The sequence below is a fragment of the Bradyrhizobium altum genome (genome assembly GCF_020889705.1).
Taxonomy (GTDB): Bacteria; Pseudomonadota; Alphaproteobacteria; order Rhizobiales; family Xanthobacteraceae; genus Bradyrhizobium; species Bradyrhizobium altum.
Genome location: NZ_JACMYP010000124.1, coordinates 1 through 25,690, shown reverse-complemented (window position 1 = coordinate 25,690; position 25,690 = coordinate 1). Strand labels below are relative to the sequence as shown.

Annotated in this window: 24 protein-coding genes and 1 riboswitch; of the genes, 12 read left to right on the top strand and 12 right to left on the bottom strand. The window is 63.8% G+C overall.

Annotated features, from left to right (window positions below):
• Positions 1–800, bottom strand: an 800-nt coding sequence (locus H8B02_RS26770; protein ID WP_229168998.1) for an RNA methyltransferase, incomplete at its 3' end; no start/stop codon positions are given.
• Positions 801–1,116: 316 nt separating this feature from the next.
• On the opposite strand from H8B02_RS26770, the gene H8B02_RS26765 reads away from it, so the two are divergent.
• The 3 genes from H8B02_RS26765 to H8B02_RS26755 all read left to right on the top strand — a co-directional run bounded on the left by H8B02_RS26765 (position 1,117) and on the right by H8B02_RS26755 (position 4,792).
• Entirely contained in the window at positions 1,117–2,847 is a 1,731-nt protein-coding gene (locus H8B02_RS26765; RefSeq protein ID WP_229168997.1) for an alpha/beta hydrolase family protein, read from the top strand.
• Positions 2,848–3,039: 192 nt separating this feature from the next.
• Complete coding sequence (locus tag H8B02_RS26760) at positions 3,040–4,254, top strand: NADP-dependent isocitrate dehydrogenase (protein WP_092115336.1); 1,215 nt, start codon at positions 3,040–3,042, stop codon at positions 4,252–4,254.
• Between the two features lie 37 nt (positions 4,255–4,291).
• Positions 4,292–4,792: a DUF3455 domain-containing protein gene (locus H8B02_RS26755; RefSeq protein ID WP_229168996.1), complete on the top strand. Its 501-nt coding sequence runs from the start codon at positions 4,292–4,294 to the stop codon at positions 4,790–4,792.
• Between the two features lie 98 nt (positions 4,793–4,890).
• On the opposite strand, the gene H8B02_RS26750 is transcribed toward H8B02_RS26755, so the two are convergent.
• Both H8B02_RS26750 and alaS read right to left on the bottom strand, forming a co-directional pair.
• On the bottom strand, positions 4,891–6,141 hold the full coding sequence (locus H8B02_RS26750) for a cyclic nucleotide-gated ion channel (RefSeq protein WP_229169000.1): 1,251 nt from the start codon (positions 6,139–6,141) through the stop codon (positions 4,891–4,893).
• 11 nt (positions 6,142–6,152) lie between these two features.
• A complete protein-coding gene (gene alaS, locus H8B02_RS26745) occupies positions 6,153–8,840 on the bottom strand; it encodes an alanine--tRNA ligase (protein ID WP_229168995.1) in 2,688 nt (895 codons plus the stop codon).
• A 202-nt stretch (positions 8,841–9,042) separates the two neighbouring features.
• Positions 9,043–9,131: riboswitch (glycine riboswitch) on the top strand.
• A gap of 141 nt (positions 9,132–9,272) precedes the next feature.
• On the opposite strand from alaS, the gene gcvT reads away from it, so the two are divergent.
• The 4 genes from gcvT to H8B02_RS26725 all read left to right on the top strand — a co-directional run bounded on the left by gcvT (position 9,273) and on the right by H8B02_RS26725 (position 14,262).
• The gene (gene gcvT / locus H8B02_RS26740; RefSeq protein WP_229168994.1) at positions 9,273–10,418 is read left to right on the top strand and encodes a glycine cleavage system aminomethyltransferase GcvT; all 1,146 of its coding nucleotides are present in this window, start codon (positions 9,273–9,275) and stop codon (positions 10,416–10,418) included.
• 20 nt (positions 10,419–10,438) lie between these two features.
• Complete coding sequence (gcvH, locus tag H8B02_RS26735) at positions 10,439–10,804, top strand: glycine cleavage system protein GcvH (RefSeq protein WP_021077888.1); 366 nt, start codon at positions 10,439–10,441, stop codon at positions 10,802–10,804.
• A 22-nt stretch (positions 10,805–10,826) separates the two neighbouring features.
• Entirely contained in the window at positions 10,827–13,700 is a 2,874-nt protein-coding gene (gene gcvP / locus H8B02_RS26730; protein WP_229168993.1) for an aminomethyl-transferring glycine dehydrogenase, read from the top strand.
• A 130-nt stretch (positions 13,701–13,830) separates the two neighbouring features.
• Entirely contained in the window at positions 13,831–14,262 is a 432-nt protein-coding gene (locus H8B02_RS26725; protein WP_229168992.1) for an acyl-CoA thioesterase, read from the top strand.
• A gap of 9 nt (positions 14,263–14,271) precedes the next feature.
• Here the strand turns inward: H8B02_RS26725 and H8B02_RS26720 are convergent, their stop codons facing one another.
• From H8B02_RS26720 to H8B02_RS26705, 4 genes are all read right to left on the bottom strand, one after another.
• A complete protein-coding gene (locus tag H8B02_RS26720; protein ID WP_229168991.1) occupies positions 14,272–15,024 on the bottom strand; it encodes a hypothetical protein in 753 nt (250 codons plus the stop codon).
• Between the two features lie 125 nt (positions 15,025–15,149).
• Positions 15,150–16,130 carry a hypothetical protein gene (locus H8B02_RS26715; protein WP_229168990.1) on the bottom strand — a complete coding sequence of 327 codons (981 nt, stop codon included), beginning with the start codon at positions 16,128–16,130 and terminating at the stop codon, positions 15,150–15,152.
• 107 nt (positions 16,131–16,237) lie between these two features.
• Positions 16,238–17,332: a recombinase RecA gene (gene recA / locus H8B02_RS26710; RefSeq protein ID WP_176530286.1), complete on the bottom strand. Its 1,095-nt coding sequence runs from the start codon at positions 17,330–17,332 to the stop codon at positions 16,238–16,240.
• 1,193 nt (positions 17,333–18,525) lie between these two features.
• On the bottom strand, positions 18,526–18,741 hold the full coding sequence (locus H8B02_RS26705; protein WP_229168989.1) for a hypothetical protein: 216 nt from the start codon (positions 18,739–18,741) through the stop codon (positions 18,526–18,528).
• 155 nt (positions 18,742–18,896) lie between these two features.
• Here H8B02_RS26705 and H8B02_RS26700 point away from each other — a divergent pair, with 155 nt between their 5' ends.
• From H8B02_RS26700 to H8B02_RS26685, 3 genes are all read left to right on the top strand, one after another.
• Complete coding sequence (locus tag H8B02_RS26700) at positions 18,897–19,145, top strand: DUF6894 family protein (RefSeq protein WP_229168988.1); 249 nt, start codon at positions 18,897–18,899, stop codon at positions 19,143–19,145.
• Between the two features lie 504 nt (positions 19,146–19,649).
• The gene (locus H8B02_RS26690; protein WP_229168986.1) at positions 19,650–19,862 is read left to right on the top strand and encodes a hypothetical protein; all 213 of its coding nucleotides are present in this window, start codon (positions 19,650–19,652) and stop codon (positions 19,860–19,862) included.
• Between the two features lie 1,108 nt (positions 19,863–20,970).
• Positions 20,971–21,177: a hypothetical protein gene (locus H8B02_RS26685; RefSeq protein ID WP_229168999.1), complete on the top strand. Its 207-nt coding sequence runs from the start codon at positions 20,971–20,973 to the stop codon at positions 21,175–21,177.
• 30 nt (positions 21,178–21,207) lie between these two features.
• Here the strand turns inward: H8B02_RS26685 and H8B02_RS26680 are convergent, their stop codons facing one another.
• The 3 genes from H8B02_RS26680 to H8B02_RS26670 all read right to left on the bottom strand — a co-directional run bounded on the left by H8B02_RS26680 (position 21,208) and on the right by H8B02_RS26670 (position 22,049).
• Positions 21,208–21,438: a hypothetical protein gene (locus tag H8B02_RS26680; RefSeq protein WP_173637510.1), complete on the bottom strand. Its 231-nt coding sequence runs from the start codon at positions 21,436–21,438 to the stop codon at positions 21,208–21,210.
• 99 nt (positions 21,439–21,537) lie between these two features.
• A complete protein-coding gene (locus tag H8B02_RS26675; protein ID WP_212310005.1) occupies positions 21,538–21,843 on the bottom strand; it encodes a hypothetical protein in 306 nt (101 codons plus the stop codon).
• A 74-nt stretch (positions 21,844–21,917) separates the two neighbouring features.
• The gene (locus H8B02_RS26670) at positions 21,918–22,049 is read right to left on the bottom strand and encodes a peptidylprolyl isomerase (RefSeq protein ID WP_229168985.1); all 132 of its coding nucleotides are present in this window, start codon (positions 22,047–22,049) and stop codon (positions 21,918–21,920) included.
• Between the two features lie 196 nt (positions 22,050–22,245).
• Here H8B02_RS26670 and H8B02_RS26665 point away from each other — a divergent pair, with 196 nt between their 5' ends.
• Both H8B02_RS26665 and H8B02_RS26660 read left to right on the top strand, forming a co-directional pair.
• Positions 22,246–23,721, top strand: a complete 1,476-nt coding sequence (locus H8B02_RS26665) for an amidase (protein WP_229168984.1) — start codon at positions 22,246–22,248, stop codon at positions 23,719–23,721.
• A 40-nt stretch (positions 23,722–23,761) separates the two neighbouring features.
• Positions 23,762–24,223, top strand: coding sequence for a PaaI family thioesterase (locus H8B02_RS26660; RefSeq protein WP_229168983.1), 462 nt, complete (start codon positions 23,762–23,764; stop codon positions 24,221–24,223).
• A gap of 86 nt (positions 24,224–24,309) precedes the next feature.
• Here the strand turns inward: H8B02_RS26660 and H8B02_RS26655 are convergent, their stop codons facing one another.
• Positions 24,310–24,603: an HdeA/HdeB family chaperone gene (locus tag H8B02_RS26655; protein WP_229168982.1), complete on the bottom strand. Its 294-nt coding sequence runs from the start codon at positions 24,601–24,603 to the stop codon at positions 24,310–24,312.
• A 321-nt stretch (positions 24,604–24,924) separates the two neighbouring features.
• Positions 24,925–25,341 carry a cupin domain-containing protein gene (locus tag H8B02_RS26650; protein ID WP_229168981.1) on the bottom strand — a complete coding sequence of 139 codons (417 nt, stop codon included), beginning with the start codon at positions 25,339–25,341 and terminating at the stop codon, positions 24,925–24,927.
• Positions 25,342–25,690 lie beyond the last annotated feature (349 nt).

The window sequence follows — 25,690 nt, the reverse complement described above, 5'->3', positions numbered from 1 at the left end:
GTGGCCTGGGCGCCGTCGAGCACGCCGCCCTTGGCCGGCCCCTTGCAGCCCTCAGCGATCGCCATCACGACTCCATGGAGCGTGTGCATGTCCTGCTTGGTCGGGTCCATTCGGGTGAAGATGTTGCGCAGGTTCACCAGCATGGTGTCGCGCTTCTCCGCCGGACGCAGGAACTCGACCTTGTCGAGCTCGGCAACGAGGTTGTCGAAGAAGGCCTGCATCTGGTGCTGGGAGGCCGGCTCGGAGCGCTCGGGCATCGCGAACGGCAGTGCGCCGGTGGTCGAGAGCTTGAACCATTCGTACCCCATCAAGAGCACCGCCTGCGCGAGGTTGAGCGATGCGAAGCCCGGGTTGACCGGAAAGGTGATGATGCGGTTGGCGAGCGCGACCTCCTCATTGGTCAGGCCGGAGCGCTCCCGCCCGAACAGGATGCCGGCCCCGCCGCCGGAGGCGACATGGCCAACGATCTCGTTTGCCGCGCCTTCCGGCCCGACCACCGGCTTGGCCTGGTCGTGGGCACGGGCGGTGGTCGCGAACACCAGCGTGAGATCGGCGATCGCTTGCTCGACCGTGTCGAACAATTCGACGGAACCGATGATGTGGTCGGCGCCGGCGGCTGCGCGCTGGGCGGCGACATTCGGCCAGCCGTCACGCGGATTGACGATGCGCATCCGGGTCAGCGCGAAGTTGCCCATCGCGCGCGCGGCCATGCCGATGTTCTCGCCAAGCTGCGGCTCGACCAGGATGACGACGGGACCGGCAAGGTCGTGCCCTGCCTTGGTCTTGTCGGTGCCGGACATCTCAATTCACTTTCTGATTCAAGGTCTGAAGATTTTGAATCAGCTTCCGAAGCGCCTGATTCAAACTCTCATGCAGGGCGGCGCAACCAGCTTTGCACCGGTTTTGCGCGGGACCATTTTCTCCAAGGAGATAACAGGGTTAGCGGCGTTTGCGAATCCTCAATCGGAATCCCAATCGCACGGAGCGAAGACTGCCGCTTGCGCGCGCTTCGCCTTCGGATAGGCTATCAACCACAACCAAAGCGAAGCTGTAAAGGCACGCTTGAGACGCCGCTTGAACGGCGAGGCACTTGGGTCGAAGCACTTGGGGGGGACGATGATGCGGGGCAGATGGACGCTGGCGATTGTGGGCGTGGTCTTGATCGTGGCGGGGGGCCTGCTCGCCCACCTCACGCAGACCGCAGGCGGCATCCGGATCGAGGATGTCAGGTTCAAAGGCGCCAAGGGCAACACCATGAGCGCCCTGCTCTACATCCCGTCGAATGCCACGCCGCAGATTCCGGCGCCAGGCATCCTCGCGGTCCACGGCTACATCAATTCGCGGGAGACCCAGGACGGCTTCGCCATCGAGTTCGCCCGCCGCGGCTATGTCGTGCTGGCGCTCGACCAGACCGGCCACGGCTACAGCGACCCGCCCTCCTTCGCCAACGGCTTTGGCGGACCTGACGGCCTTGCCTATCTCCGCAGCCTGCCATTCGTCGACAAGGAGAACATCGGGCTCGAGGGCCATTCGATGGGCGGCTGGACCGTGCTGGCTGCGGCTGCCGCGATGCCGAACGACTACAAGTCGATGGTGCTGGAGGGCTCGTCCACCGGCAAGCCGTTCGCCGCCGAAGGCACCGCGAGTTGGCCGCGCAACACCGCGCTGGTGTTCGCCCAGTACGAGGAATTCTCCACCCTGATGTGGGGCGTCGACCTCGCCCGCGACGTCACCAAGAGCCCAAAGCTCTGGGCGCTGTTCGGCACGCAAGGCGCGGTCGAGCCGGGCAAGGTCTATGGCGACCCGGCCGCCAGCAGCGCGCGGGTGCTGTACACCCCCGCGATGACCCATCCGGCCGAGCACATCTCGCATGAGGCGATCGGCTACAGCCTCGACTGGTTCGCCAAGACGCTGAAAGGCGGGACCCCGCGTCCGGTCGACGACCAGATCTGGTTCCGGAAGGAGCTCGCCACCCTGATCGCGTTGATCGGCTTCGTCGCGCTTGTGATCGGGACGTTCGACGGGCTGCTGGAAGCGCCGATGTTCTCCCGCCTGCGGCTGCCGGCGGTTGCCGACGGCACCATGCCGGCGCACGCGGCCGCCAAAGGCCGGCGCTGGACCGCGGCGTTCATCCTGTCCGCCTTCATCCCCGCGCTGACCTATTACCCGGCGTTTGCGCTGGGCGGCACTGCCGTCACCCCGAGCGCATTCCTGCCGCAGGGCATCACCAACCAGATCCTGGTCTGGGCCATCATCAACGGCCTGATCACGCTGGCCCTGATGGGGTTCGCCCCGAAGCGCGCCAGCCGGGCCGGCCTGGTCGGTCAATCCGTCGTGATCGCGGTCGCCTCGGTTGCGGTTGGCTACGCCGCGCTCTGGCTTGCCGACCTCGCGTTCAAGATCGACTTCAGGTTCTGGATCGTCGCACTCAAGTTGATGAGCGCGAAGCAATTCCTCATCTTCCTGATCTATCTGATTCCGTTCACGGCGTTTTTCGTGGTGGCGCTGGACGTGCTGCACCGGAATTTCTCGACCATGGGCGCGCCGCGCGGGGCGCTGTACCTGACCAACATCCTGGCGCTGACGTTCGGTTTCATCGTGTTGCTGGTGCTACAATACGGCACGCTGTGGCTGACCGGAAAGCTGTTCAACCCGATCCCGGACCCCAGTTTCGTGCCGCTCTCGACCATCGTTGCGATCCAGTTCGTGCCACTCTTGGCGATCGTGGCCGTGATCGCGACCTTCACCTGGCGGCGGACCGGATCGAGCCTGCCGGGCGCCCTGATCGCGGGCCTGTTCGTGACCTGGTACATCGTGGCCGGGACCGCCACACAGGTCCCGTTTTAGAGGGGTTCGGGTGAGGAAAACCCGTCCAGGACAAGGAGCGAGAGCCGCCGTCAGAATGGCGGTTCTCGGTGAAAAGATGGGCTGAAAGTGCATAACCGGTGCGCTTCCGCCCGTCCCCGGGCGGTGCTATAGCGCAGGCGTATTCCACCCCCGCCGTCAAAAGCGCGCCGTTCCCAAGAGGGCCTCCCCGTCATGGCAAAAATCAAGGTATCCAACCCCGTCGTCGAGCTCGATGGCGACGAGATGACCCGGATCATCTGGCAGTACATCAAGGACAAGCTGATCAACCCGTTCCTGGATGTCGAACTGCTCTATTTCGATCTGGGCATGGAATACCGCGATGAGACCAATGACCAGGTGACCATCGACGCCGCCGAAGCCATCAAGAAGGTCGGCGTCGGCGTCAAATGCGCCACCATCACCCCCGACGAGGCCCGGGTGAAGGAGTTCGGCCTGAAGCAGATGTGGAAGTCGCCCAACGGCACCATCCGCAACATCCTCGGCGGCGTGATCTTCCGCGAGCCGATCATCTGCAAGAACGTGCCGCGCCTGGTTCCCGGCTGGACCAAGCCGATCATCATCGGCCGCCACGCCTATGGCGACCAGTACCGCGCCACCGACATCAAGTTCCCCGGCAAGGGCACGCTGTCGCTGAAGTTCGTCGGCGAGGACGGCACCGTGATCGAGCGGGAAGTGTTCAAGGCGCCCGGCGCCGGCGTCGCGATGGAGATGTACAATCTCGACGACTCCATCATCGATTTCGCCCGCGCCTCGCTCAACTACGGCCTGCTGCGCAACTACCCGGTCTACCTCTCGACCAAGAACACCATCCTCAAGGTCTATGACGGCCGCTTCAAGGACATCTTCCAGGACATCTACGACCGCGAGTTCAAGAAGGAATTCGAGGCCAAGGGCCTGACCTATGAGCACCGCCTGATCGACGACATGGTGGCCTCGGCGCTGAAATGGTCCGGCGGCTATGTCTGGGCCTGCAAGAACTATGACGGCGACGTGCAGTCCGACACCGTGGCCCAAGGCTACGGCTCGCTCGGCCTGATGACCTCGGTGCTGCTCACCCCGGACGGCAAGACGGTGGAAGCCGAAGCCGCCCACGGCACCGTGACCCGCCATTACCGCGAGCACCAGAAGGGCAAGGAGACCTCGACCAACTCGATCGCGTCGATCTTTGCCTGGACCCGTGGCCTGGCCCACCGCGCCAAGCTCGACAACAACCCGGAACTGGCGAAGTTCGCCACCACCCTGGAGAAGGTCTGCGTCGCGACCGTCGAAGAAGGCTACATGACCAAGGACCTCGCGCTCCTGGTCGGCGCCGACCAGCGCTGGCTCTCCACCACCGGCTTCCTCGACAAGGTCGCCGAGAATCTCGGAAAGGCGATGGCGGCCTGACGGCCGGCTGTTGCCGAACACAATAGCGAGCGTGACCATGACCTTTCCCGGCCGGGTGACGCTCGCATCCTTGTTGCTGACCGGATCGGCGGCACTCGCTGCCGATCCGCTGCCCGCCCCCGTTGCGGCGCCCGACGAGACCGCGGTCCTCACCGCCCATGCCGAGGGCGTGCAGGTCTATGAGTGCAAGCCGGTCACCGACGGCAAGCTCGCCTGGTCGTTCCGCGAACCGGTTGCCACCCTGATCGCCGGTGGCCGCACCGTCGGCCGGCACTATGCCGGTCCGAACTGGGAGCATGTCGACGGCAGCGCCGTGACCGCCCGCACCGCCGGCAGCGCGCCCGGCGCAACGCCAGCGGACATTCCCTGGCTGAAGCTCGAGGTGATCTCCCACCGCGGCAACGGCCTGCTCACGAGCGTCGCCACCGTGCAGCGGATCAACACCTCGGGCGGCGAACTCAGCGGCGCCTGCGACAAATCAGGCGCACTGAAGAGCGCGGCGTATTCGGCGGATTACGTGTTCCTGCGGAGAGACTAGAGCGTTTTCGAGCGAAGTGGATACCGTTTCGCGTGAAGAAAACGCGTCAGAACAAGAATCTGGAGCTTCGGTTCTGATTCAATCAGAACCGAAATGCGCTAGTCGCGGATGCCGCCGTCGGTCTCGTGCGGCGCCTGGGCGATCTCGCCGGCGGCAAGGTCGCCACCGGCCGCGAGCGGATCGGCGAGCCGCGCCTCCGCCGTCTCCCTGACATGCGCGGCGAGCGCCGGCATCCGCTCGATCAGGGCATGGAAGTCCTGCGCATCGAGCAGCAGCAGCTTGGTCTTCCGCATCGCCGTCACCGTGCCGGAGCGGTTGGTCCGCCGGAGCAGCGCGATCTCGCCGAAGAACGAGCCGTCGGCGAGCCGCACCCGCTGGCTCGGCAGGTCGATCTCGACCTCGCCGGCGGTGATGAAATACATCGACGACGCTGCGTCGCCGCGCCGCACCAGCACCTCGCCGGCCTCGATCGTCTGCGACCGCAGCAGGCGCATGATGTCGGCGATATCGGCGGCGTTGAGATGCGAGAACAGCGGCACCCGCGCCAGCATGCCCCAGGTCACGACGAAGTCGCGGCGCCGCACCTCATCGGCGAACGCGGTCGAGACGATCGCGACCGGCAGCGCGATCATCGCAAACCCGACCACGATCGCAACCACCGTGACCATCCGGCCGAGCGGCGTCACCGGGACGACGTCGCCGTAACCGACGGTGCCGAGCGTCACGATCGCCCACCACATCGCCTGCGGCATGGTGCCGAACTTGTCCGGCTGCACCTTGTGCTCGATGGCATAGAGCAGCGAGGCGAACAGCAGCACCGCGCCGGTCAGGATCACGACGCAGCCGAACAGCGTGCGCCGCTCGGCATGCAGCGCCGCCAGCAGCGAGCGCATCGCGGTCGAATACCGCACCAGCTTGAGGAACGGCAGCATGCCGAACAGCACCAGCGCGGTCTTGTCACCGATCGCAAGCGCGATGGCCGACGGCAGGAAGGCGAGCAGATCGATCACGCCGAGCGCCGAGAAGGCGTATTCCAGCCGCGCCTGCAACGGCGTCATGTCGCGCAGCGAGCGGCCGACCACGCTCCAGAGCCGCGCGGCATATTCCAGCGCGAAGGCGGTCACCGCGGTGATCTCGATCGCCGTGAACAGCCACCAGAACTGGGCATCAATCTCGGGCACCGACGCCAAGATCGCCGCCAGCACGTCGACGGTGATGATCGCGACGACAAGCCGGACAAATCGCGCGCCGACCGAATATGGCAGGTGGTCCTGCTCGAGCAGCTCGTAGAGACGCTCCCGCAGTCCGGGATCGCTGATCGTGGGCTTGAGCGGAGCCGTCGCCACGATCAGCCTCTCCGTCAGGCGCCGGCCGATGCCTGTTGAGTCATGGCCTGTTCGATCGCCGATAGCGCGGCATCGGCCTTGGCCCCGTCGGGGCCGCCGGCCTGCGCCATGTCGGGCCGGCCGCCGCCGCCCTTGCCGCCGAGCACCTCGGAGCCCTTGCGCACCAGCTCGACCGCGTTGAAGCGCGAGGTCAGGTCAGCGGTGACGCCGACCACGATGCCGGCCTTGCCGTCCTCGGTGACGCCGACGATCGCGACCACACCGGAGCCAATCTGCTTCTTGCCGTCGTCGACCAGGCTCTTCAGGTCCTTGGTCTCGACGCCCTCGACCGCGCGCGCGAGCAGCTTGACGTTGCCGACCTCGCGAACGCCGGAGGCGGCACTGTTCGACGACGCTGCGCCGCCCATCGCGAGCTTCTTGCGGGCATCCGACAGGTCGCGCTCGAGTTTCTTGCGCTCCTCCATCAGAGCCGCGATGCGCGCCGGCACATCCTCGATCGTGGTGCGCAGTTCGGCCGCCGCGGTCTTCGCCAGCGTCATGGTGTCATTGGCGTGCCTGCGCGCATGATGTCCGGTCAGCGCCTCGATGCGGCGGACGCCGGAGGCGACCGCGCTCTCGCTGGTCACCGAAATCAGGCCGATGTCGCCGGTGCGGCGAACATGGGTGCCGCCGCAGAGCTCGACCGACCAGCCGAGCGCGTTCTGGCCGTGCTCGCGGGCGCTCTTGCCCATCGAGACGACGCGAACCTCGTCGCCGTATTTCTCGCCGAACAGTGCGCGCGCACCGGCCTCGCGGGCGTCGTCGACACCCATGACGCGGGTCGTCACCTCGTCATTCTCGAGCACGACGTCGTTGGCGATGTCCTCGACCCGGGCGAGCTCTTCCGGCGTGATCGGCTTCGGATGCACGAAATCGAAGCGCAGGCGATCGGGCGCGACCAGCGAGCCGCGTTGCGCGATGTGATCGCCGAGCACCTGGCGCAGCGCCTCGTGCAGCAGATGCGTCGCCGAGTGATTGGCGCGGATCGACGAACGCCTGGCGTGGTCGACCTCGAGCTGCAGCGCGGTGCCGACGTTCAGGGTGCCCTGCTCCACCGTGCCGACATGCACGAACAGGTCGCCGGCCTTCTTCTGCATGTCGGTAACGCGGAACTTGACGCCCTCGCCGGTGAGGATGCCGACGTCGCCGACCTGACCACCGGACTCGGCATAGAACGGCGTCTGGTTCAGCACGATCGCGCCGCTTTCGCCGGCCTTGAGGCCGTCAACCTCGGCGCCGTCCTTGACCAATGCCGTCACCACGCCTTCCGCGCTCTCGGTCTCATAGCCGAGGAATTCGGTTGCGCCGAGCTTCTCGCGCAGCGGGAACCAGATGGTCTCGGTCGCCGCCTCGCCAGAGCCTGCCCAGGAAGCGCGCGCTTTCTCGCGCTGGCGGTTCATCGCATCGGTGAACGAGGCCTGGTCGACGCTGATGCCGCGCGACTTCAGCGCATCCTGCGTCAGGTCCAGCGGGAATCCATAAGTGTCGTACAGCGTGAACGCGGTGTCGCCGTCGAACATGTCGCCCTTCTTGAGGCCTGCGCTCTTCTCGTCGAGGATCGACAGGCCGCGTACCAGCGTCTTGCGGAAGCGGGTCTCTTCCAGCTGCAGCGTCTCCTCGATCAGCTTCTCCGCGCGCACCAGGTCCGGATAGGCCTGGCCCATCTCGCGGACCAGCGCCCAGACCAGGCGATGCATCAGCGGCTCGCTCGCGCCCAAGAGCTGCGCGTGGCGCATCGCGCGGCGCATGATCCGGCGCAGCACGTAGCCGCGGCCCTCGTTCGACGGCAGCACGCCGTCGGCAATCAGGAACGCCGAGGAGCGCAGATGGTCGGCCATCACCCGGTACGACGCCACGTTCTGCGCGTTCGGCCCATGGCCGAGGGCCGAAGCGGCCGCATCGATCAGATGGCGGAACAGATCGGTCTCGAACACGCTCTCGACGCCCTGCAGGATGCAGGCCATGCGCTCCAGCCCCATGCCGGTGTCGATCGAGGGACGCGGCAGCGCCACGCGCTCCTCCTTCGTCACCTGCTCGTACTGCATGAACACCAGATTCCAGAATTCGAGGAAGCGATCGCCGTCCTCCTCCGGGCTGCCCGGAGGTCCGCCCCAGATATGCTCGCCGCGATCGATGAAGATCTCGGAGCACGGACCGCACGGGCCGGTATCGCCCATCGCCCAGAAATTGTCCGAGGTCGCGATGCGGATGATGCGATCGTCCGAGAAGCCCGCGATCTTCTTCCAGTAGCCCGCCGCCTCGTCATCGGTGTGGTAGACGGTGACGAGCAGCTTGTCCTTCTTCAGCCCGAAATCCTTGGTGATCAGATTCCAGGCGAGCTCGATCGCGCGCTCCTTGAAGTAATCGCCGAACGAGAAGTTGCCGAGCATCTCGAAGAAAGTGAGATGGCGCGCGGTGTAGCCGACATTGTCGAGGTCGTTATGCTTGCCGCCGGCGCGGACGCACTTCTGCGACGTCGTGGCGCGCTGATAGCCGCGCTTCTCGACGCCGGTGAAGACGTTCTTGAACTGCACCATGCCGGCATTGGTGAACATCAGGGTCGGGTCGTTGCGCGGAACCAGCGGCGACGACGCTACGATCTCGTGGCCGTTCTCCTTGAAGAAGTTAAGAAATGTCGACCTGATGTCGTTGACGCTGCTCATGTTCATCCAATCGGAAAAAGGGGCCGGCCAGCCGCAAAAAGGCGTCATTTTCCGGCCGAACGCTTTTAGACATTGCCAGCTGCGGTGTCCAGAAACTGTGCAGGCGGATCATGGGCTTGCCGCGGCAGCACAAAGCCCATTGGATAGCCGCGAGAGCTGCGTTGACAGTCTTGGTGGCGCCGTGTTTTCTACCTACCTGTTATTAGTCACGTCGGGAGAGACCGGCCTTACCGCCGGCGCCGAAGGAGCAACCGCCCCGGAAACTCTCAGGCAAAAGGACCGCGTGACGTCTAACATCTGGAAAGAGGCGCTGGGGTTCTCCCCGATGCGTCCGCCGACGGGATAATACTCTCAGGCACAGCGACAGATGGGGCTTTCTGCAGGTTTCTCAAGGGGAAATAGGTCCCCTGCGGGAACCGCGAGGGCCCTGTGATGTCTGCGCGCGAAACTTTCCCGCTGAAACAGACCCCGCTGCACGCGCTGCATCTGGCGCGCGGCGCCAAGATGGTGCCGTTCGCCGGCTATGACATGCCGGTGCAATACACCGCCGGCGTGCTGAAGGAGCACCTGCACACCCGCAAGGAAGCCGGCCTGTTCGACGTGTCCCACATGGGACAGCTCGTGCTGAAGGCCAAATCCGGCAAGGTCGGCGACGCGGCGCTCGCGCTGGAAAAACTGGTGCCGCAGGACATCGTCGGCATCGCGCCGGGACGGCAGCGCTACGCGCAATTCACCAACGACGACGGCGGCCTGCTCGACGACCTGATGGTGGCGAATTTCGGCGATCACCTGTTTCTGGTGGTCAACGCCGCCTGCAAGGCCGAGGACGAGGCGCATCTGCGCGCGCATCTCTCCGATGCCTGCGAGATCGTGTCGCTGGCCGACCGCGCGCTGATCGCGCTGCAGGGGCCGAAAGCCGAATCGGCGCTGGCGAAACTCTGTCCAGATGTCAGTTCGATGAAATTCATGGACGCCGGTCCGCGCCGCCTCAATGACATCGACTGCTTCGTCTCGCGCTCCGGCTATACCGGCGAGGACGGTTTTGAGATTTCCGTGCCCGCAGACAAGGCGGAGGCCCTGGTCACCGCACTGCTGGACAATCCCGATGTACTTCCGATCGGGCTCGGTGCGCGCGACAGCCTGCGGCTCGAGGCCGGGCTTTGCCTCTATGGCCATGACATCGACACCACGACGACCCCGGTCGAAGGCGCGCTGGAATGGTCGGTGCAGAAGGTTCGCCGCAGCGGCGGCGTCCGCGCCGGCGGTTTTCCGGGCGCCGACAAGATCCTCGCGCAATTCGCCGACGGCGCCGCTCGCCGCCGCGTCGGGTTGAAGCCCGACGGCCGCGCGCCGGTGCGCGAAGGCGCTGCCCTGTTCGCCGATCCGACCTCGACCGAGCCAATCGGCAAGGTGACCTCGGGCGGCTTTGGCCCGAGCCTCAATGCGCCGGTTGCGATGGGCTATCTGCCCACCGCCCTCTCCGCCGTCGGCACCACCGTTTTCGCCGAAGTGCGCGGCCAGCGGCTACCGCTCAAGGTCGCCGCAACGCCCTTCGTTCCCAATACCTACAAACGCTAAACGCCAAAGGATCGATCCCCATGACGACGCTGTACACGTCCGACCACGAATGGCTCCGCATCGAGGGCGACGTCGCCACGATTGGCATCACCGATTACGCGCAGTCGCAGCTCGGCGACGTCGTGTTCGTCGAACTGCCCAAGGTCGGCCGCAGCCTGAAGAAGGCCGAGGCCGCCGCCGTCGTCGAATCCGTCAAGGCCGCCTCCGACGTCTACGCGCCGATCACCGGCGAGGTGATCGAGGTCAACGAGGCGCTCGCGGCCGAGCCCGCGCTGGTCAATTCGGATGCCGGCGGCAAGGCCTGGTTCTTCAAGCTGAAGATTGCCGACAAAGGCGAGCTCGGCGGCCTGATGGACGAGGCCGCCTACGCCGCGCACACCGCCTGAGGATCACCCCAAGGATTAGCCCATGAACGCGCCCTTCAAGCCGATCAACGAAGCCGCCACCGATTTCGTCCGCCGACACATCGGACCATCACCGCGCGACGTCGACGCGATGCTGGAAACGGTCGGCGCCGCGAGCCTGCAGGCGCTGATGAATGAGACGCTGCCGGCGTCGATCCTTCAGAAGGCGCCGCTCGATCTCGGCCGGGCGCTGAGCGAAACCGAAGCGCTCGCGCATATGAGCGAGCTCGCCGCGCAGAACCAGGTGTTCACCTCGCTGATTGGCCAGGGCTATTCCGGCACCATCCTGCCGGCGGTGATCCAGCGCAACATCCTGGAGAACCCGGCCTGGTACACCGCCTATACGCCGTATCAGCCGGAGATCAGCCAGGGGCGGCTCGAAGCCCTGTTCAACTTCCAGACCATGATCTGCGATCTCACCGGGCTCGACGTCGCCAACGCCTCGCTGCTCGATGAGGCGACCGCGGCCGCCGAAGCAATGGCGCTCGCCGAGCGCCATTCGCAGGTGAAGGCAAAGGTGTTCTTCGTCGACAAGGAGGTGCATCCGCAGACGCTGGCGGTGATGCGCACGCGCGCCGCCCCATTGGGTTGGGCGCTGGTGGTCGGCGATCCCCTGACCGAGCTCGACAAGGCCGACGTACTCGGCGCGCTGCTGCAATATCCCGGGACGACAGGCGCAGTGCGCGACCTCCGGCCGGCGATCGCATCGCTGCGCGCCAAGGGTGCGCTTGCGATCGTCGCCGCCGACCTGCTGTCGCTGGCCCTGCTGGCCTCGCCCGGCGAGCTCGGTGCCGACATCGCAATCGGCTCGGCGCAGCGCTTCGGCGTGCCGATGGGTTATGGCGGACCGCACGCCGCCTACATGGCGGTGCGCGACACGCTGAAGCGCTCGCTGCCCGGCCGCATCGTCGGCCTTTCGGTGGATTCGCGCGGTGCACCGGCCTATCGCCTCGCGCTGCAGACCCGCGAGCAGCATATCCGCCGCGAGAAGGCGACCTCCAACATCTGCACCGCGCAGGTGCTGCTCGCCGTGATCGCCTCGATGTATGCGGTGTATCACGGCCCCGAGGGCCTGACCCACATCGCACGCGGCGTGCATCGCCGCGCCACCGTGCTCGCCGCGGGCTTGCGCAAGCTCGGCTTTGCGCCGACCAGCGAGGCATTCTTCGACACCGTGACGGTCGAGGCCGGAGCAAAACAGATCGAGATCGCCTCCCGCGCGCTGGCGGAGCGGATCAATCTGCGCATCGGCGCGACCACGCTCGGCATCGCGCTCGACGAGACCACGACGCCGGAGACCGTCGAGGCGGTGTGGCGCGTGTTCGGCGGCAAGCTCAGCTTTGCCGAGATCGAGGCGGCCGCGCGCGAGGCGCTACCGAAGGAGCTGCGCCGCACCAGCGCATTCCTCACCCACCCGGTGTTCAACACCCACCGCTCGGAGACCGAGCTGCTGCGCTACATGCGCAAGCTCAGTGATCGCGATCTCGCGCTCGACCGCGCGATGATCCCGCTCGGCTCCTGCACGATGAAGCTCAACGCCACCACCGAGATGATCCCGCTGACCTGGCCGGCGTTCGGCAATCTGCATCCGTTCGCCCCCTCAGATCAGGCCAAGGGCTACCACGCGCTGTTCAAGCGGCTGGAGCAGTGGCTGTGCGACATCACCGGCTATGACGCGATCTCGCTGCAGCCGAATTCCGGCGCGCAGGGCGAATATGCCGGGTTGCTGGCGATCCGTGGCTATCACCTCGCGCGCGGCGAGCCGCACCGCAAGGTCTGCCTGATCCCCTCCTCCGCGCACGGCACCAATCCGGCCTCGGCCGCGATGGTCGGCATGGACGTGGTGGTGGTGGCCTGCGATGCGCGCGGCGACGTCGACGTCAACGATCTTCGCGCCAAGGCGGAGAAGCATTCGGCCAATCTCGCCGCTGTGATGATCACCTATCCGTCGACCCACGGCGTGTTCGAGGAGCATATCAGCGAAATCTGCGACATCGTGCATACGCATGGCGGCCAGGTCTATCTCGACGGTGCCAACATGAATGCGCAGGTCGGGCTGTCGCGGCCCGGCGATTACGGCGCCGACGTCAGCCATCTCAATCTGCACAAGACCTTCTGCATCCCGCATGGCGGCGGCGGCCCCGGCATGGGCCCGATCGGCGTGAAGGCGCATCTTGCGCCCTATCTCCCGGGTCATCCCGCAACCGACGGCGCGACGGCACACGCCATCGGCCCGGTGTCGGCCGCGCCGTTCGGCTCGGCGTCGATCCTGACCATCTCCTACATCTACATCCTGATGATGGGCGGCGAAGGGCTCACGCGCGCCACTGAGGTTGCGATCCTCAATGCCAACTACATCGCCGCACGGCTGCAGCCGCACTTCCCGGTGCTGTATCGCAACGAGCGCGGCCGCGTCGCGCATGAATGCATCGTCGACCCGCGGGCGCTGAAGACGACCAGCGGCGTCACCGTGGACGACATCGCCAAGCGGCTGATCGACTACGGCTTCCACGCGCCGACCATGAGCTTTCCGGTGGCGGGCACGCTGATGATCGAGCCGACGGAATCGGAATCGAAGTTCGAGATCGACCGCTTCTGCGACGCCATGATCGCGATCCGGGGCGAGATCGCGGAGATCGAGAAAGGCCGCTGGAAGGTCGAAGCGTCGCCGCTGCGCCACGCGCCACACACCGTCCACGACATCGCCGACGACGCCTGGAACCGGGCCTACAGCCGCGCTGAGGGTTGCTTCCCGGCCGGCGTGTCGCGGTCCGACAAGTATTGGAGCCCGGTCGGCCGCGTCGACAATGTCTACGGCGACCGCAATCTGGTTTGCTCGTGCCCGCCGATCGAGGATTACGCGCAGGCGGCGGAGTAAAGCGGCTATTGCTCTAGCCCTATTGTAGGATGGGTAGAGCGCAGCGAAACCCATCCTACGGTCCGGCAATCATAAGGCCCGACGAGACTGCGGGCGAACGACGGCGAGCAATACCGCCGCAGGAGGAAACATGCGCGAGGAATTCTGGTTTCATTTCCCGTTTCGCGTCCGCTATTCCGAGATCGACGCGCAGGCCGTGGTGTTCAACGCGCACTACCTGACCTATTTCGACACCGCGATCACCGAGTACTTCCGCGCGCTCGGCTACGACTATCTCGGCGAGGTCGCACGGACCGGCATCGACTTTCACACCGTGAAATCGGTGGTCGAGTACAAGGCGCCGATCCGGTTCGACGAGGACATCGAGGTCTGCGTGCGGGTCGCGAAGATCGGCCGCTCCTCGATCGTGCTTACTCTCGCGATCTTCGCCAAGGGCTCCGACGACCTGCGCGCCACCGGCGAGATCATCTGGGTCGCGACCGACCAGAAGACCCACCAGTCGGTCGCCGTGACGGAGGATCTGCGCGCGCTGATCGCGAGCCGCGAAAAGGCGCTGGCGTAGATGCAGGCCTTACGGGGTGACCAAAGTGCGGCTCTCGGCGTCCCAGCGCCATAGCCGGTCATTGGTCAACTCCGTGCCGCCCCACCAGCGATGGATTGGATTGTACTGGCTGAAGTCGCCAGCGCCCGCGACGATTACCCTGCCGAGGCCGGTCAGCGCGAGCCTGCTTCGCTTGTAGCGTTGGTGACGTTCCGGGTCCTCGTGCATGTCGAGATCGAACGGCCCGTCGTCGAGGCCGGAGATGGCAGGCACCGGACAGCGAGCCAGCCCGTCCAGTAAGGCCCCCGTTTCCCAATAATCGAACGTCCGCCGGGGGCGGAGTTTCTCGTGCCCGGGAAACAAATCGTACGGACGGACATGTCCCGCCGAGAGCAACTCCAGCATCCGCATTTCCGTTGCGCCGAGCCCCGAGCCACGCGAGGGAAGCTCTTCCAGGAGCGCGACGACTGAGCTGCGCAATTGCGGAAGTGCTTCTGGATCCTGAGTCAACAGATTGAACCAGGCTTCCGGCGTTGATGCGCCCCAAGCCGCCCACGCAGCGCCGGCGTCGAGCAACCAGACCAGCACCAGCTGGTCATTCGGCCGGGGATGAGCCCATAACTCGACGCTGTCGCAACGCTCGCAGAACTCGACAAGACCGACGTCCCGACCGATCGAGCCAGTCCGTCTCGAACTGGCGAAGTCGAGCCAATGCGTGTCGAAATCGACATGCTTTGCGGAACGCACTTCCAGGAGGGTCGCGAGGTCAGCTGGCGAGGGCATTTTCCTCCAAACGAAGCGTGGCCTCAACCCGACGACGATATCCGCCCTTCGCGCCTGTCTCAGGCGAAAGCTCGCGAGATCGTTTGTCGCAAGGATCAAACTTGTCACGATGCGCGCGGCTCCCGCTACGTGCTATGGCCAGTCAACGCCGGATTCCAGCGCCAAAGGTTGTCGTTGGTGAGATGCGTGCCGCCCCACCAGCGATTGATCGGATTGTGATCGGTGAAGTCCGCCTCGTGGGCGAGCACCGCCTTGCCAAACGCCGTCACGGACAAGCGGCTTCGCTGAAAGGCCTCCAGGCGAGCTCTCGCATTTTCCGGCTCGATAGAGCGCAAGCCATCGTCGAGCCCGGCGATCGCCGGCCGCGGTCCATGTGCAAGGCCTTCGAGCAGCCTGCCGATTTCCATGTCGTTGAAGACGCCGCGCTGGCGAAAGCCGCGGAGGTAGAACAGCGCGTTGGTCCCCATGAACCCTGCCGCGATCAGCTCCAGCAACCGCATCTCGGTCGCGCCAAGGCCAGATCTGCTCCATGGCAGCTCACGAAGCAGATCAAGCAGGGCCGGCCTCAGCAAGGGAAATGCACTCAGGTCGCGGTGCACCACATCGAAGCACGTCTGCGGAGTTGTCGCCCGATACGCCTGCCAGCACATGCTTGCGGTCTCGATATCCACAGCTCGGATGTTAGCCAGCGGGACCTCGTTCCAACCGCGCCATGCCGGGTCCATCGTTAGCAGGCTGAAGCCGACGAGACGCAATTTCAGCTTCGCTAACATGTCCGGCTGAGCATGAAACTGGTCGAGCACCCAGATCAACTGCAGCTGATCGTTTGGGTCAGGGTCAAACCACAATTCGATGATGTCGAACGACTGGCAATAATCGTTGAACGCGAGGTCCTTCCAAGTCGCGCGCTTCGCGGACGGGGAAATCCAATCCGACCAATGATTCCCCGGCTTCTGGCCCGCTCGCACGCTGAAATAGGCCGCCAGCTCTTGTGGCGAAGGCAGCACGCCCCAGGCGAAGCGAAATGAAAGCGGAAGCACCGCGTCGCCCAGACCTGCGCGTTTCAGGTCGAGCCCGGATGGATTACCCAAGATCAGGCGCTTCACCGCTTCAACTCACTGAACACCGGCTACAAAACCAAACGGGCGCCGAAGACGTCGGCAACTCAACGTCCTCAGCGCCCGCTTGCAGCGAAATCGTGCCAGCCTGAAGCTTATTCCTCAGCGGCCGCCGGCTCTTCCCCGTCGGCATCGCGCTCGGGCGTACCGGCAAGGATCTGCTCGGCGATCAGGCCGGAGTTCTGGCGGATCGCGGCTTCGATCTTGGCGGTGATGTCGGGATTCGCCTTCAGGAACGCCTTGGAGTTCTCGCGGCCCTGGCCGAGCCGCTGGCTGTCATACGAGAACCAGGCGCCTGACTTCTCGACGATTCCGGCCTTGACGCCGAGGTCGAGGATCTCGCCCATCTTGGAGACGCCCTCGCCGTACATGATGTCGAACTCGACCTGCTTGAAGGGCGGTGCCAGCTTGTTCTTCACCACCTTGACGCGGGTGGTGTTGCCGACCACCTCGTCGCGCTCCTTGATCGCGCCGATGCGGCGGATGTCGAGGCGAACCGAGGCATAGAATTTCAGCGCGTTGCCGCCGGTCGTGGTCTCCGGCGAGCCGTACATCACGCCGATCTTCATGCGGATCTGGTTGATGAAGATCACCATGGTGTGGGACTTGTTGATCGAGGCGGTGAGCTTGCGCAGCGCCTGGCTCATCAGGCGCGCCTGCAGGCCCGGCAGCGCATCGCCCATCTCGCCCTCGAGCTCGGCCTTCGGCACAAGCGCCGCGACCGAATCGATCACCAGCACGTCGACCGCACCGGAGCGCACCAGCGTGTCGCAAATCTCCAGCGCCTGCTCGCCGGTATCGGGCTGCGAGATCAGGAGCTCGTCGATGTTGACGCCGAGTTTGCGCGCATAGACCGGATCGAGCGCGTGTTCGGCGTCGATGAAGGCGCAGATGCCGCCCTTCTTCTGGCCTTCCGCCACGGTGTGCAGCGCCAGCGTGGTCTTGCCCGACGATTCCGGCCCGTAGATCTCGACGACACGTCCCTTCGGCAGACCGCCGACGCCGAGCGCAATGTCGAGCCCCAGCGACCCTGACGACACCGTCTCGACATCCATCGAACGGTCGTTCTTGCCGAGCTTCATCACCGAGCCCTTGCCGAACTGCCGCTCGATCTGGGAGAGCGCGGCTGAGAGGGCCTTGGACTTGTCCATGGAGGATCCTTCGACGATACGCAGTGCAGTGGCGGACATTTGGGATGTGCTCCTTATGGCGGGGATTCGCTAGCGGGAAAACGGGCGATGGGATCGGGCGGAATACGTTGTTGATAGGAACCTGTGTACCATGTTTGTTCTTCGTTCGCAATATGTTCTTTCGAACGATGCGGTGCTGGCCTGTTTTAACCCCTAGTGGCCTAGTTTGAATTTGAGAGTGGCCTGTTTTGAATTAAGCGAACGGCAACTAAGGCTTGGCCGATGTTCTCGGTAGGACTACTGAGTCGCCCATCGGATGTTCTGGGCCCATCACTTTCGAGCGGGCGCAATAAGTTCTTCTCACTAAGCGCACGCTTTTGACTTGGGTCAAAGATCGCGTTGGGAAGCTAGCCACCTTGTCCCGCATGAAATGGGACTGGGTCACCATCGCAGGAGTCGCTTCAATCGCGCTTGTCGCGCTGATCTTTTTGGCGGTCGTGCTCGCCTAAAAAGAGCAGATGGCACAAAGTGCACTAGGCCTCAGCGCAGTTCCCGCCTTATCCTAAGTGGTCCTCTTTAGGTGGGGGTGCGCTTTGTCAGAAGTGCTGTTCCGCGTCGGCGTCATCATATTGGGGCTTTGCCCCGTCGCCATCGCAGCATTTGCTGTGTTCGGCGTGGATTGAGGACCCGCCCCTCCCACTCGCAAGGGGCTGGTAGATGGTCCCAGCATCCCAAAGCCATCACAGGCCCCCCAAGGTTGCTGGGGCCGCTTAACCAGAGGCCGCCAACTGAGGCGGCCTCTTTCATTTTGGATGGCCGAACAAATCAGCCTGTTGGCTTGGCACGGGCTGCGGCTCCGGTTCTGGCTCAAGTGCTGGTTCTGCCATCAATGAGGGGCCCAGCAAATGTTCTGACCCCATCAGTTCCGTTTGACAGCCAAACGTTCCCTTATTCGGCAGCAAGTTCCGAATTAACTAGGAACCGCTGGGTTCCGGGCGTATTAACGATTTGTCACCGCCCAGCCCGTGGCAACCTATCGGTGATGAGAACGCCCGGTTAGCGCTCCCGCCCAGAGACAAGGGAGCGCAGCGTGATCCAGCAGCCTCATCTCGACTCATATTCAGTCCCAGCGCGCATCTGTCTTAGCGTGGCGATTTTTAGCGCAGGTCTACTCGTCGCGGTGGTGAGCGCCTGCGTCTTGTAGCGGGTCAGAATAAGGCCGCCTCAGTTGGCGGCCCTACAAGGCGAAGGCGCTAGCTGCCGTCAACAGCGACAGCAAAAGCAATAGTAGGATTACGCGCTCGGTCCGGTCCATCATGAGGCCTCAGTTGGCGGCCTCTTTGCTGTCTTGATTCGGCGAGAATTTCCTTATCGATTTCGAGCTTCTGAATCAGGCGCTCGATCTCTTTCACGCCAATGTTGCCGCTCACGATGAGACGAAAGCTGGCACCCTTCGCGAGGTGCGCCAACTGTTCTCCATCCACAGGGAAGAAGTGTTACCGGGGTTCTCCGTGGGGGAACGAAGTTCCTGGGCGGCGTAGCTTTGAGCGGTTCTAACCCACTAAAGGAACGGTGCCCGTTTTGGGCGTTTATCCCTTCATCGATTTCAGTTTTGGGGCATGGAATGCGCCGCTACTATTTCGACATCCGGGACGGCGACGAGATCGCCTCGGACGAGGAGGGGATGGAACTGCCAAACATCGAGCGCGTGCAGGAAGAGGCCGCTCGTTCGCTGGCGGATATGGCCAGGGACGCGGCCCGACAAATTACCCAACATGGCGACGCTCACCAGATGGCAATCGAGGTTCGGGATACCGATGGCCCCGTGATGCAAGTGAGTTTTTCCTTCAACGTGAAGCGATTAAGAGAGTGAGGCCGCCTCAGTTGGCGGCCTCTTCCTCAAAGTTCCATTTCGAGCTGTTGACCGAAGATCCGTCTGACGTGGCCTTCATGCGTTCTTCCCCGTTGGCGCATGTCACTTGCCACGGGAACTGATTGCGAAAAGTCGCCCCTTTGAAAGCCATTAACTTTTGCCGATGTGGTCTGTATTGACCAGCATGTCGGCTACCTGACATGCGAAAGTTACCCGATCACCGCACCGCCTTGTTGGCCCCTATCGGTGATGAGAACGCCATCACGCGCTCCCGCCTTCTGCAAACAGAGGAGCAGCGCCATGCAGCAACGCCGCCGTTACCAGCCCGAAGCCGAACCTCTCCACAACCGCCTTGCCGATGAGGCAGAGCGACTTCGCAAGCAAGCGAGGGGCACTCCGCCAGGTATCGAGCGTGAGAGGTTGATCCGGAGAGCACGCCAGATTGAGACCGCATCGCACATCAGCGAGTGGCTTTCCTCGCCCGGCCTGAGGGTTTCGACCTAAATGCGCAGCTCATTCAGCGACAACTACACCTTGGGCAAGTTCAACCCGCCCTCTTACGCGAGTTGGCTCGCCGAACTTCGCACCCTGTTTCCTGTTCCGGATGAATTCCTCCTAGCGGATGCGATCTTCAGTTTCGAAAACGCATTCAGGGAAGGAAAGACGCCGCAGCAGGCTTACGAGGCGTTCGATATTTTCGTCGGCGCGGAGGCTTGAACGACAATAGCTAGGCCGCCTCAGTTGGCGGCTTCTTCTGGCGCTTCACCTAATCCTCAAGTGCCTCCAGCATGATCTCATCGATCTCGCGGCTCGCGCTCAGCTTGGGGTAGTTCTGAGGGTTGGAAAGGCGTCCTCACTTCAATCCAAAGAAACGGCCGAGCGCCCTTGGAGATCGATGCCGGGGCCGCTTCGCCGCTCCGCCGAATCGAAAGGGGTCGCTCACGCCGCGACCCCTTACCGGGAAAATTCTCGAAAATAAGATCGGGATGAAATGTCCAGCCCCGGCAACGATGAGACTAGAGTTTTCCACAATCTATGTGGACTCCGGAAGAACACGGTGTTCCGATGCCGGAACCAGACTGTCCTCATTTGCCATCGCTAGCGTCTGGCGCGCTCGCGCGTGACGCCCGGCGCCATCGGTGGCGCCAACACGGCGAAGCGCTGAGGCCGAGCCGTCCCGACCGATCGCCCGTGATAGCCAATTTGGGACATGTGCTGTGGCACAAATTGTATAGGCTCCCAGCTATCAGGATTTTGCACACCTTCCTGGGGCTAGGGCCAGCGCCGTCCGCAAGCATTTCAAGCGGGCGGCGTTGTGCTGTCAGGCATCAGCCCGAATGAAACCGGGCGGATCCGAGCACGGCGACGGAAGCCATTGTCGAAGCGTTTGGGCAGCGGCCCAGCGCGATCCGTAGTTCTCCGGGGCAGAACAAAGTTCCGCGAGCAGGCTGCTCGGCCTTCGTCTCGACTTCATCAGATAATCAACGAGTTACCGAAGGATTTGGCGACGCCGGATCACGATTGGCACAATCTGCATACTACCTTGGTACCCCTCCTGACGTCCAAAAAAACTACGTAGCGTTCGAGGGAAGACTCGGGTTCCGGCAGTGTTCGTAACATTGGCTTGTCCGGCCGACGCACTGATTGCGCGTGATTGCGCATCGCGAGGCGAGGCGACGCCGCCGGCGCACGGATCCACTTCGGGATCCGCAACGACGCCCAAACGGGCGCGACGATTCACTCCATCCTTGGACGAGTGTTAATCATTAGTACAACCTTTGATTTAAATATCGACGACCGCCATTCATTCGCGGAACCGTTCCAGATGATTCACAAGGGCGTCGAATTCAGCGTCACGCAGCTCATGCCCGGCGTCTGGAAATGGCATTTCCAGATCGGCGATCGGGTCTTCACGGGCAAGACCGAAGCAAAGCTCGACTTATTGGCGATCCGCCGCGTGCAGCTGCGGATCGACCGCGAGCTGAACAATCTCGGGCTCGGACCGACCCGCGGGCACCGCGATCAGGATTGAGGCGCAGTCTGTCCGGCAAGCCGGCAAGTCTCAGTCCGCGCTTGCCAGCCGTCGCATCGTGAACTCGATGTCGCCGCCGGGCAGCTCGCGCCAGCTCTCGACGGCGCTCATATAGGCGGCCTTCGGGTAGCGCTCGAGAAAGTCGCGCGCCCGCAGGCGGGCCTGATCGCGCGGCAGGCTGAAGGTCTCGCGCAGATAGCCGTCATCCGGCTTGCGCCGCGCGGCCATCCGGCTGGCGAGATCGCGCGGACGAAACACCATTGCCGCAACTCCGGACCAACTGACGACGCCCCCAATATAGGGGCGCCGCCACAAGAATCCGAGTCTGCGGGAAACCGGCGAAGCCGGCCCGAACGGGGCTTACTGGCTGCGCTGCGCGGAGCCTCCGGGCTGCGCGGAGCTCCCGGTCTTGGTCTTCGGCTTGGCGGGAGGATGGGCTGCTGCCTTCGGCGCATCGCTGCGCACCGCGCCCCAGGGATCGGCCGATCCCTTGGCATCCGGAATCTTGCTCAACGAGTCCTTGTAGGCCTTGTCGTTGATCGCGTCCCGATCCTTCTCGTCCTGGGTCTTGGTCTTGACCTCAGGCATCAGATTGACGTTCGGCATTTGCGCATAGGCCGGCGCCGACAGCAGCACCGCAACCGCAACTGCGCTCAAAACTCTCATAAGAACGCTCCTTGCATTTTCGTCAGCGGTATATCACCCCAAGAAAGCCGCCGCCAAGCGCGGCCGTCCCTGCCCTAGAGACGGTCTGACTTGCAGGATTTCGGCGACTGCATCCAGTCGTCCCAGATCGGCCCGCATCGCGTGCAGCCGCCAAGCGCAAGCCCGATCGCGATCACGCCGCCCAGCAATACCAACCGGCGGAACATGGACGCCCCCACCACCGACGAGGGGCGATTGGGCGCCAAAACTGGGACATTTTCAAGCCGGGCACGGTGCTTGCAACGCAGCGCAAGCGCGTCGGACAGCAGCGCCAGCGCATCGGAGCGCAGCGTCCGCGCGATGGTTTGACCGGGCGGCCCCCCAAACTACACTGCGCAACAAAGCAGAAAAGGAATCGACGACATGACTTTGGCGATGAGCTGGGACGAATGGACGCGGCACGACGGGACGGCGCTCGCCGAGCGCGTCCGGAGCGGCGAGCTGACGCCAAGGGAGCTGGCGGCGCAGGCTGCCGCCGCCACAGCCAAGGTCGATCCCGCGCTCTCCGGCGTGGTCGAGCTGTTCGACGACGTGATCGCCGATCCCGCGCGCGACGGCGCCGATCTCAACGGCCCGTTCGCCGGCCTGCCCTTCCTGATGAAGGATCTCGGCCCGACGCTCAAGGGCCGGCTGCAGGAAATGGGTTCGCTGATGATGCGCGGCAACCGCGCCGCGGCCGACACCTTCCTGACTACGAAGCTGCGCAAGGCCGGTCTCAATTTGATCGGCCGCACCACCACGCCGGAGTTCGGGGTCTGCAGCTCGGCCGAGAATCCCGCGGTCTATGTCACGCGCAATCCCTGGAACACCGACTACACCACCTGCGGCTCGTCGGCCGGCAGCGCGGCGATGGTTGCCGCCGGCGCCGTTCCGATCGCGCATGCGACCGACGGCGGCGGCTCGATCCGGATTCCCGCCGGCGTCAACGGCAATATCGGGCTGAAAGTGTCGCGCGGCGTGTTCTCGCTCGCGCCGCATCTGTCCGATCTCACAGGCCTCGTCTCCATCCAGGGCTGCCAGTCGCGCTCGGTGCGCGACACCGCAGCCTTCGTCGATAGCTGCCGTGGCCCGGCGGCCGGCGAGTTCATGCCGTTCTGGACACCGCCGGAGCCCTATACAGCGATGATCGCGCGCGATCCCGCCCGGCTCAGGATCGCGCTGTCGCACACATGGGGCGACTATCGCGCGACGCCGCACATTGCAGCCGAGCTCGAGCGGGTCGGCCGCTTCCTCGAAGGCCTTGGCCATCAGGTCGATTACGCGCTGCCGGCGATCGACTACGCGGAAGCCTTCGCGGCGCAGACCACCTGCTACATCAGCAATTTCGCCGTCGTGATCGGCAACATGCTCGCCGCGCGCGGGCTGGAACGGCCGCCGGCGGACCTGATCGAGCCGATCAATATCCGCATCTGGGAGCATGGCCGCGACTTCAGCTTCGCTGATCGCGCACGCATGCAGGCGGTGTTCAACACCACGGCGCGCGGCTTCGGCGCCTTCTTCGAGGACTGGGACATCATCCTGACGCCGGTCACGGCGCTGCCGACGCCGAAGATCGGCACCACGGAATATCTCACCATCAGCGACAACCCGTCGGTGCTGGACTGGTTCGGCAATCTCTGGCGCAACTTCGCCTTCACGCCGCTCGCCAATCTCTGCGGCATCCCGGCGATCTCGCTGCCGCTCGCGACCAACGAACACGGCCTGCCGCTCGGTATCCAGGCGATCGGAAAGCAGGCCGATGACGGGCTGTTGTTGCAGCTCGCCGCCCAGATCGAACGGACGATCGACGGCAAGTGGAATGACGGCAGGACGCCACGCGTGCATGTCACGCGCAACTAGGCGATAAATGGCAAACCATCAGCGGAGGAAACGGGACGTCATGCAGCAGGCCGGTGAATTCGGAATCGACGACGCGCGGCGCGTGCTCGGCGACGTCTTTGCGCCATGGGTGCAGGACCTCAATCTGGCGGTCGAGCAGTTCGACATCGCACCGCCCGCCGGCGGCGATGCCGACTGGCAGCCCGGCGCGATCCTGCGCATGCCGTTTTCCGAACGGTTGTGCCGCAATGGCGGCATCGTCTGCGGCCAGGCGCTGATGGCGTTCGCCGACACCGCGATGGTGCTGGCCAACCTCGCGGCCAACAAGGGCTATCGTCCGATGACGACGGTCGACCAGACCACGCACTTCATGCGCGCGGTGACCGCCTCCGACGTACTGGCCGACGCCCGCGTGGTCCGGCTCGGCCGCACCATGAGCTTCGGCCGCGTCACGCTGTCCTCCGCCACCGACAACAAGCCGGTGGCGATGGTGTCGAGCGCATTCGCGATGCTGCCGGGATAGAGCATGATCCGGAAAAGTGCGAAGCGGTTTTCCCTCGCGACAAACGCAAAGGCGTTTGCGCGGAGATCATGCTCAAACAAAGAGGCTTACTTTCCGAGCACGGCCTCGGCGGCGTTGACGATACTGATGGTCGGATTCTTTCCGCAATAGGTGCCGAACTTCCTGGCGTTCTCGGTGAACACGTCGGTGTCGATGATCGCCTCGTCGGAATCGCCCTTGTACCAGCCGTCCATCCAGACCAGCACCATCTTGATGGTGTCGTCGCCGCCTTCGACGAATTGCTTGCAGGTCATGGTGGAGAGATCGAGCACGGTGGCGTTGGCCGGCGCGGACGACAGCGCGAGTGCAGCGGCAAGCATGATCGAGGCAGTGATCTTCATCGCAATCTCCATGGGCAAGTATTTTGAAATCAACGGGAAGCCCAGCGCTTCCGCTCGCGCGTCGTAAACGAGGCACCGCGGCGAACGCAAGTATGCAACTGCACAGACCGCCCCCGCACGTCGTTTCGATGCGCGGATTGAGAATTCGTGTTTCTGATTTGTGACGGCGCCGCGCTAAAACGCGAGAGAACAGGGTGTGTACTCAAAAATCCGGTGTATGCGAGCGGGGATAGCGAGGTCCGTGTCGCTCTCAAAAGCCGACATCGGCGATGCCTTGGTGAATGTCCGCCCAGGGCCAACAGACGACATCGTTGTTAGTAGCTACTTGTGTTCAGGCTCATCCGCTCGGTCGACAAAAATTGTCTTCGAGGGTCCCTCAAATTGAAGTTGAACGATGGCTTCTTCGTCCAACGTCCATACGAAATGCGCTTGGCCAGCGGGTACGATAGCGAATGTGCCGGCCTTTCCAATTTCAGGATTGGAGGCGTCAAATTTTTCCCCCTCGCCGTAATATACCTTGCCACTCAGGATCGTAGTGTATTCCGCATAGGGATGCCTGTGCGGTGGCGTCTGTCGGTTAGGTGGAAACTTAAATCGTAAAACCACAGTTCCGGCTTTGGTAGGATCGCCGTGGAGCAACGCTGCTTTCCCTCCCGCTACGAGGGGAACGTCAAACCATTTCAATTGGTCTTCGTGAACGGAATAGGAGTTGACGATGGGCGGTGAATCATTTGTCACAGAGTTTCCATTCAATGGTCGATCAAAGTGTTTACGCCGGCATCCTCACACAAACGAACTGGACTTGGAATTGAATAGATGTCCCTTTTGGGTCAAAGGCCGCCCATAGCGACCGAACCGGGGACTTCCGGTTCACCTCGAAGAGCCGACATTCCCGATTGTCATGAAGACCGTCAGCTATGGGACCCGAAGCGGACATGTAGCGAACTTCGAAGCTTCGTCCTAATTCGCCCGCTCCCAGACGAGAATACCCCGCACCTTCGACCCTCCGAACGTAGGTGCGGAGAACGGCGCAGTCTCGATGTACAGCTTATTGCCGTCAATTCTGTAGAATCGAACCTGATCGGTA

Bases quoted from the DNA above. Each gene is read 5' to 3' on its own strand.
- H8B02_RS26720 (WP_229168991.1), bottom strand. From the start codon at position 15,024: ATGCCCTCGCCAGCTGACCTCGCGACCCTCCTGGAAGTGCGTTCCGCA.
- H8B02_RS26670 (WP_229168985.1), bottom strand. From the start codon at position 22,049: ATGTTCCGCCGGTTGGTATTGCTGGGCGGCGTGATCGCGATCGGGCTT.
- H8B02_RS26755 (WP_229168996.1), top strand. From the start codon at position 4,292: ATGACCTTTCCCGGCCGGGTGACGCTCGCATCCTTGTTGCTGACCGGA.
- H8B02_RS26700 (WP_229168988.1), top strand. From the start codon at position 18,897: ATGCGCCGCTACTATTTCGACATCCGGGACGGCGACGAGATCGCCTCG.
- H8B02_RS26765 (WP_229168997.1), top strand. From the start codon at position 1,117: ATGATGCGGGGCAGATGGACGCTGGCGATTGTGGGCGTGGTCTTGATC.
- alaS (WP_229168995.1), bottom strand. From the start codon at position 8,840: ATGAGCAGCGTCAACGACATCAGGTCGACATTTCTTAACTTCTTCAAG.
- H8B02_RS26655 (WP_229168982.1), bottom strand. From the start codon at position 24,603: ATGAAGATCACTGCCTCGATCATGCTTGCCGCTGCACTCGCGCTGTCG.
- gcvP (WP_229168993.1), top strand. From the start codon at position 10,827: ATGAACGCGCCCTTCAAGCCGATCAACGAAGCCGCCACCGATTTCGTC.
- H8B02_RS26675 (WP_212310005.1), bottom strand. From the start codon at position 21,843: ATGAGAGTTTTGAGCGCAGTTGCGGTTGCGGTGCTGCTGTCGGCGCCG.
- H8B02_RS26760 (WP_092115336.1), top strand. From the start codon at position 3,040: ATGGCAAAAATCAAGGTATCCAACCCCGTCGTCGAGCTCGATGGCGAC.
- gcvH (WP_021077888.1), top strand. From the start codon at position 10,439: ATGACGACGCTGTACACGTCCGACCACGAATGGCTCCGCATCGAGGGC.
- H8B02_RS26725 (WP_229168992.1), top strand. From the start codon at position 13,831: ATGCGCGAGGAATTCTGGTTTCATTTCCCGTTTCGCGTCCGCTATTCC.
- gcvT (WP_229168994.1), top strand. From the start codon at position 9,273: ATGTCTGCGCGCGAAACTTTCCCGCTGAAACAGACCCCGCTGCACGCG.
- H8B02_RS26660 (WP_229168983.1), top strand. From the start codon at position 23,762: ATGCAGCAGGCCGGTGAATTCGGAATCGACGACGCGCGGCGCGTGCTC.
- H8B02_RS26690 (WP_229168986.1), top strand. From the start codon at position 19,650: ATGCGCAGCTCATTCAGCGACAACTACACCTTGGGCAAGTTCAACCCG.
- H8B02_RS26685 (WP_229168999.1), top strand. From the start codon at position 20,971: ATGATTCACAAGGGCGTCGAATTCAGCGTCACGCAGCTCATGCCCGGC.
- H8B02_RS26665 (WP_229168984.1), top strand. From the start codon at position 22,246: ATGACTTTGGCGATGAGCTGGGACGAATGGACGCGGCACGACGGGACG.
- recA (WP_176530286.1), bottom strand. From the start codon at position 17,332: ATGTCCGCCACTGCACTGCGTATCGTCGAAGGATCCTCCATGGACAAG.
- H8B02_RS26680 (WP_173637510.1), bottom strand. From the start codon at position 21,438: ATGGTGTTTCGTCCGCGCGATCTCGCCAGCCGGATGGCCGCGCGGCGC.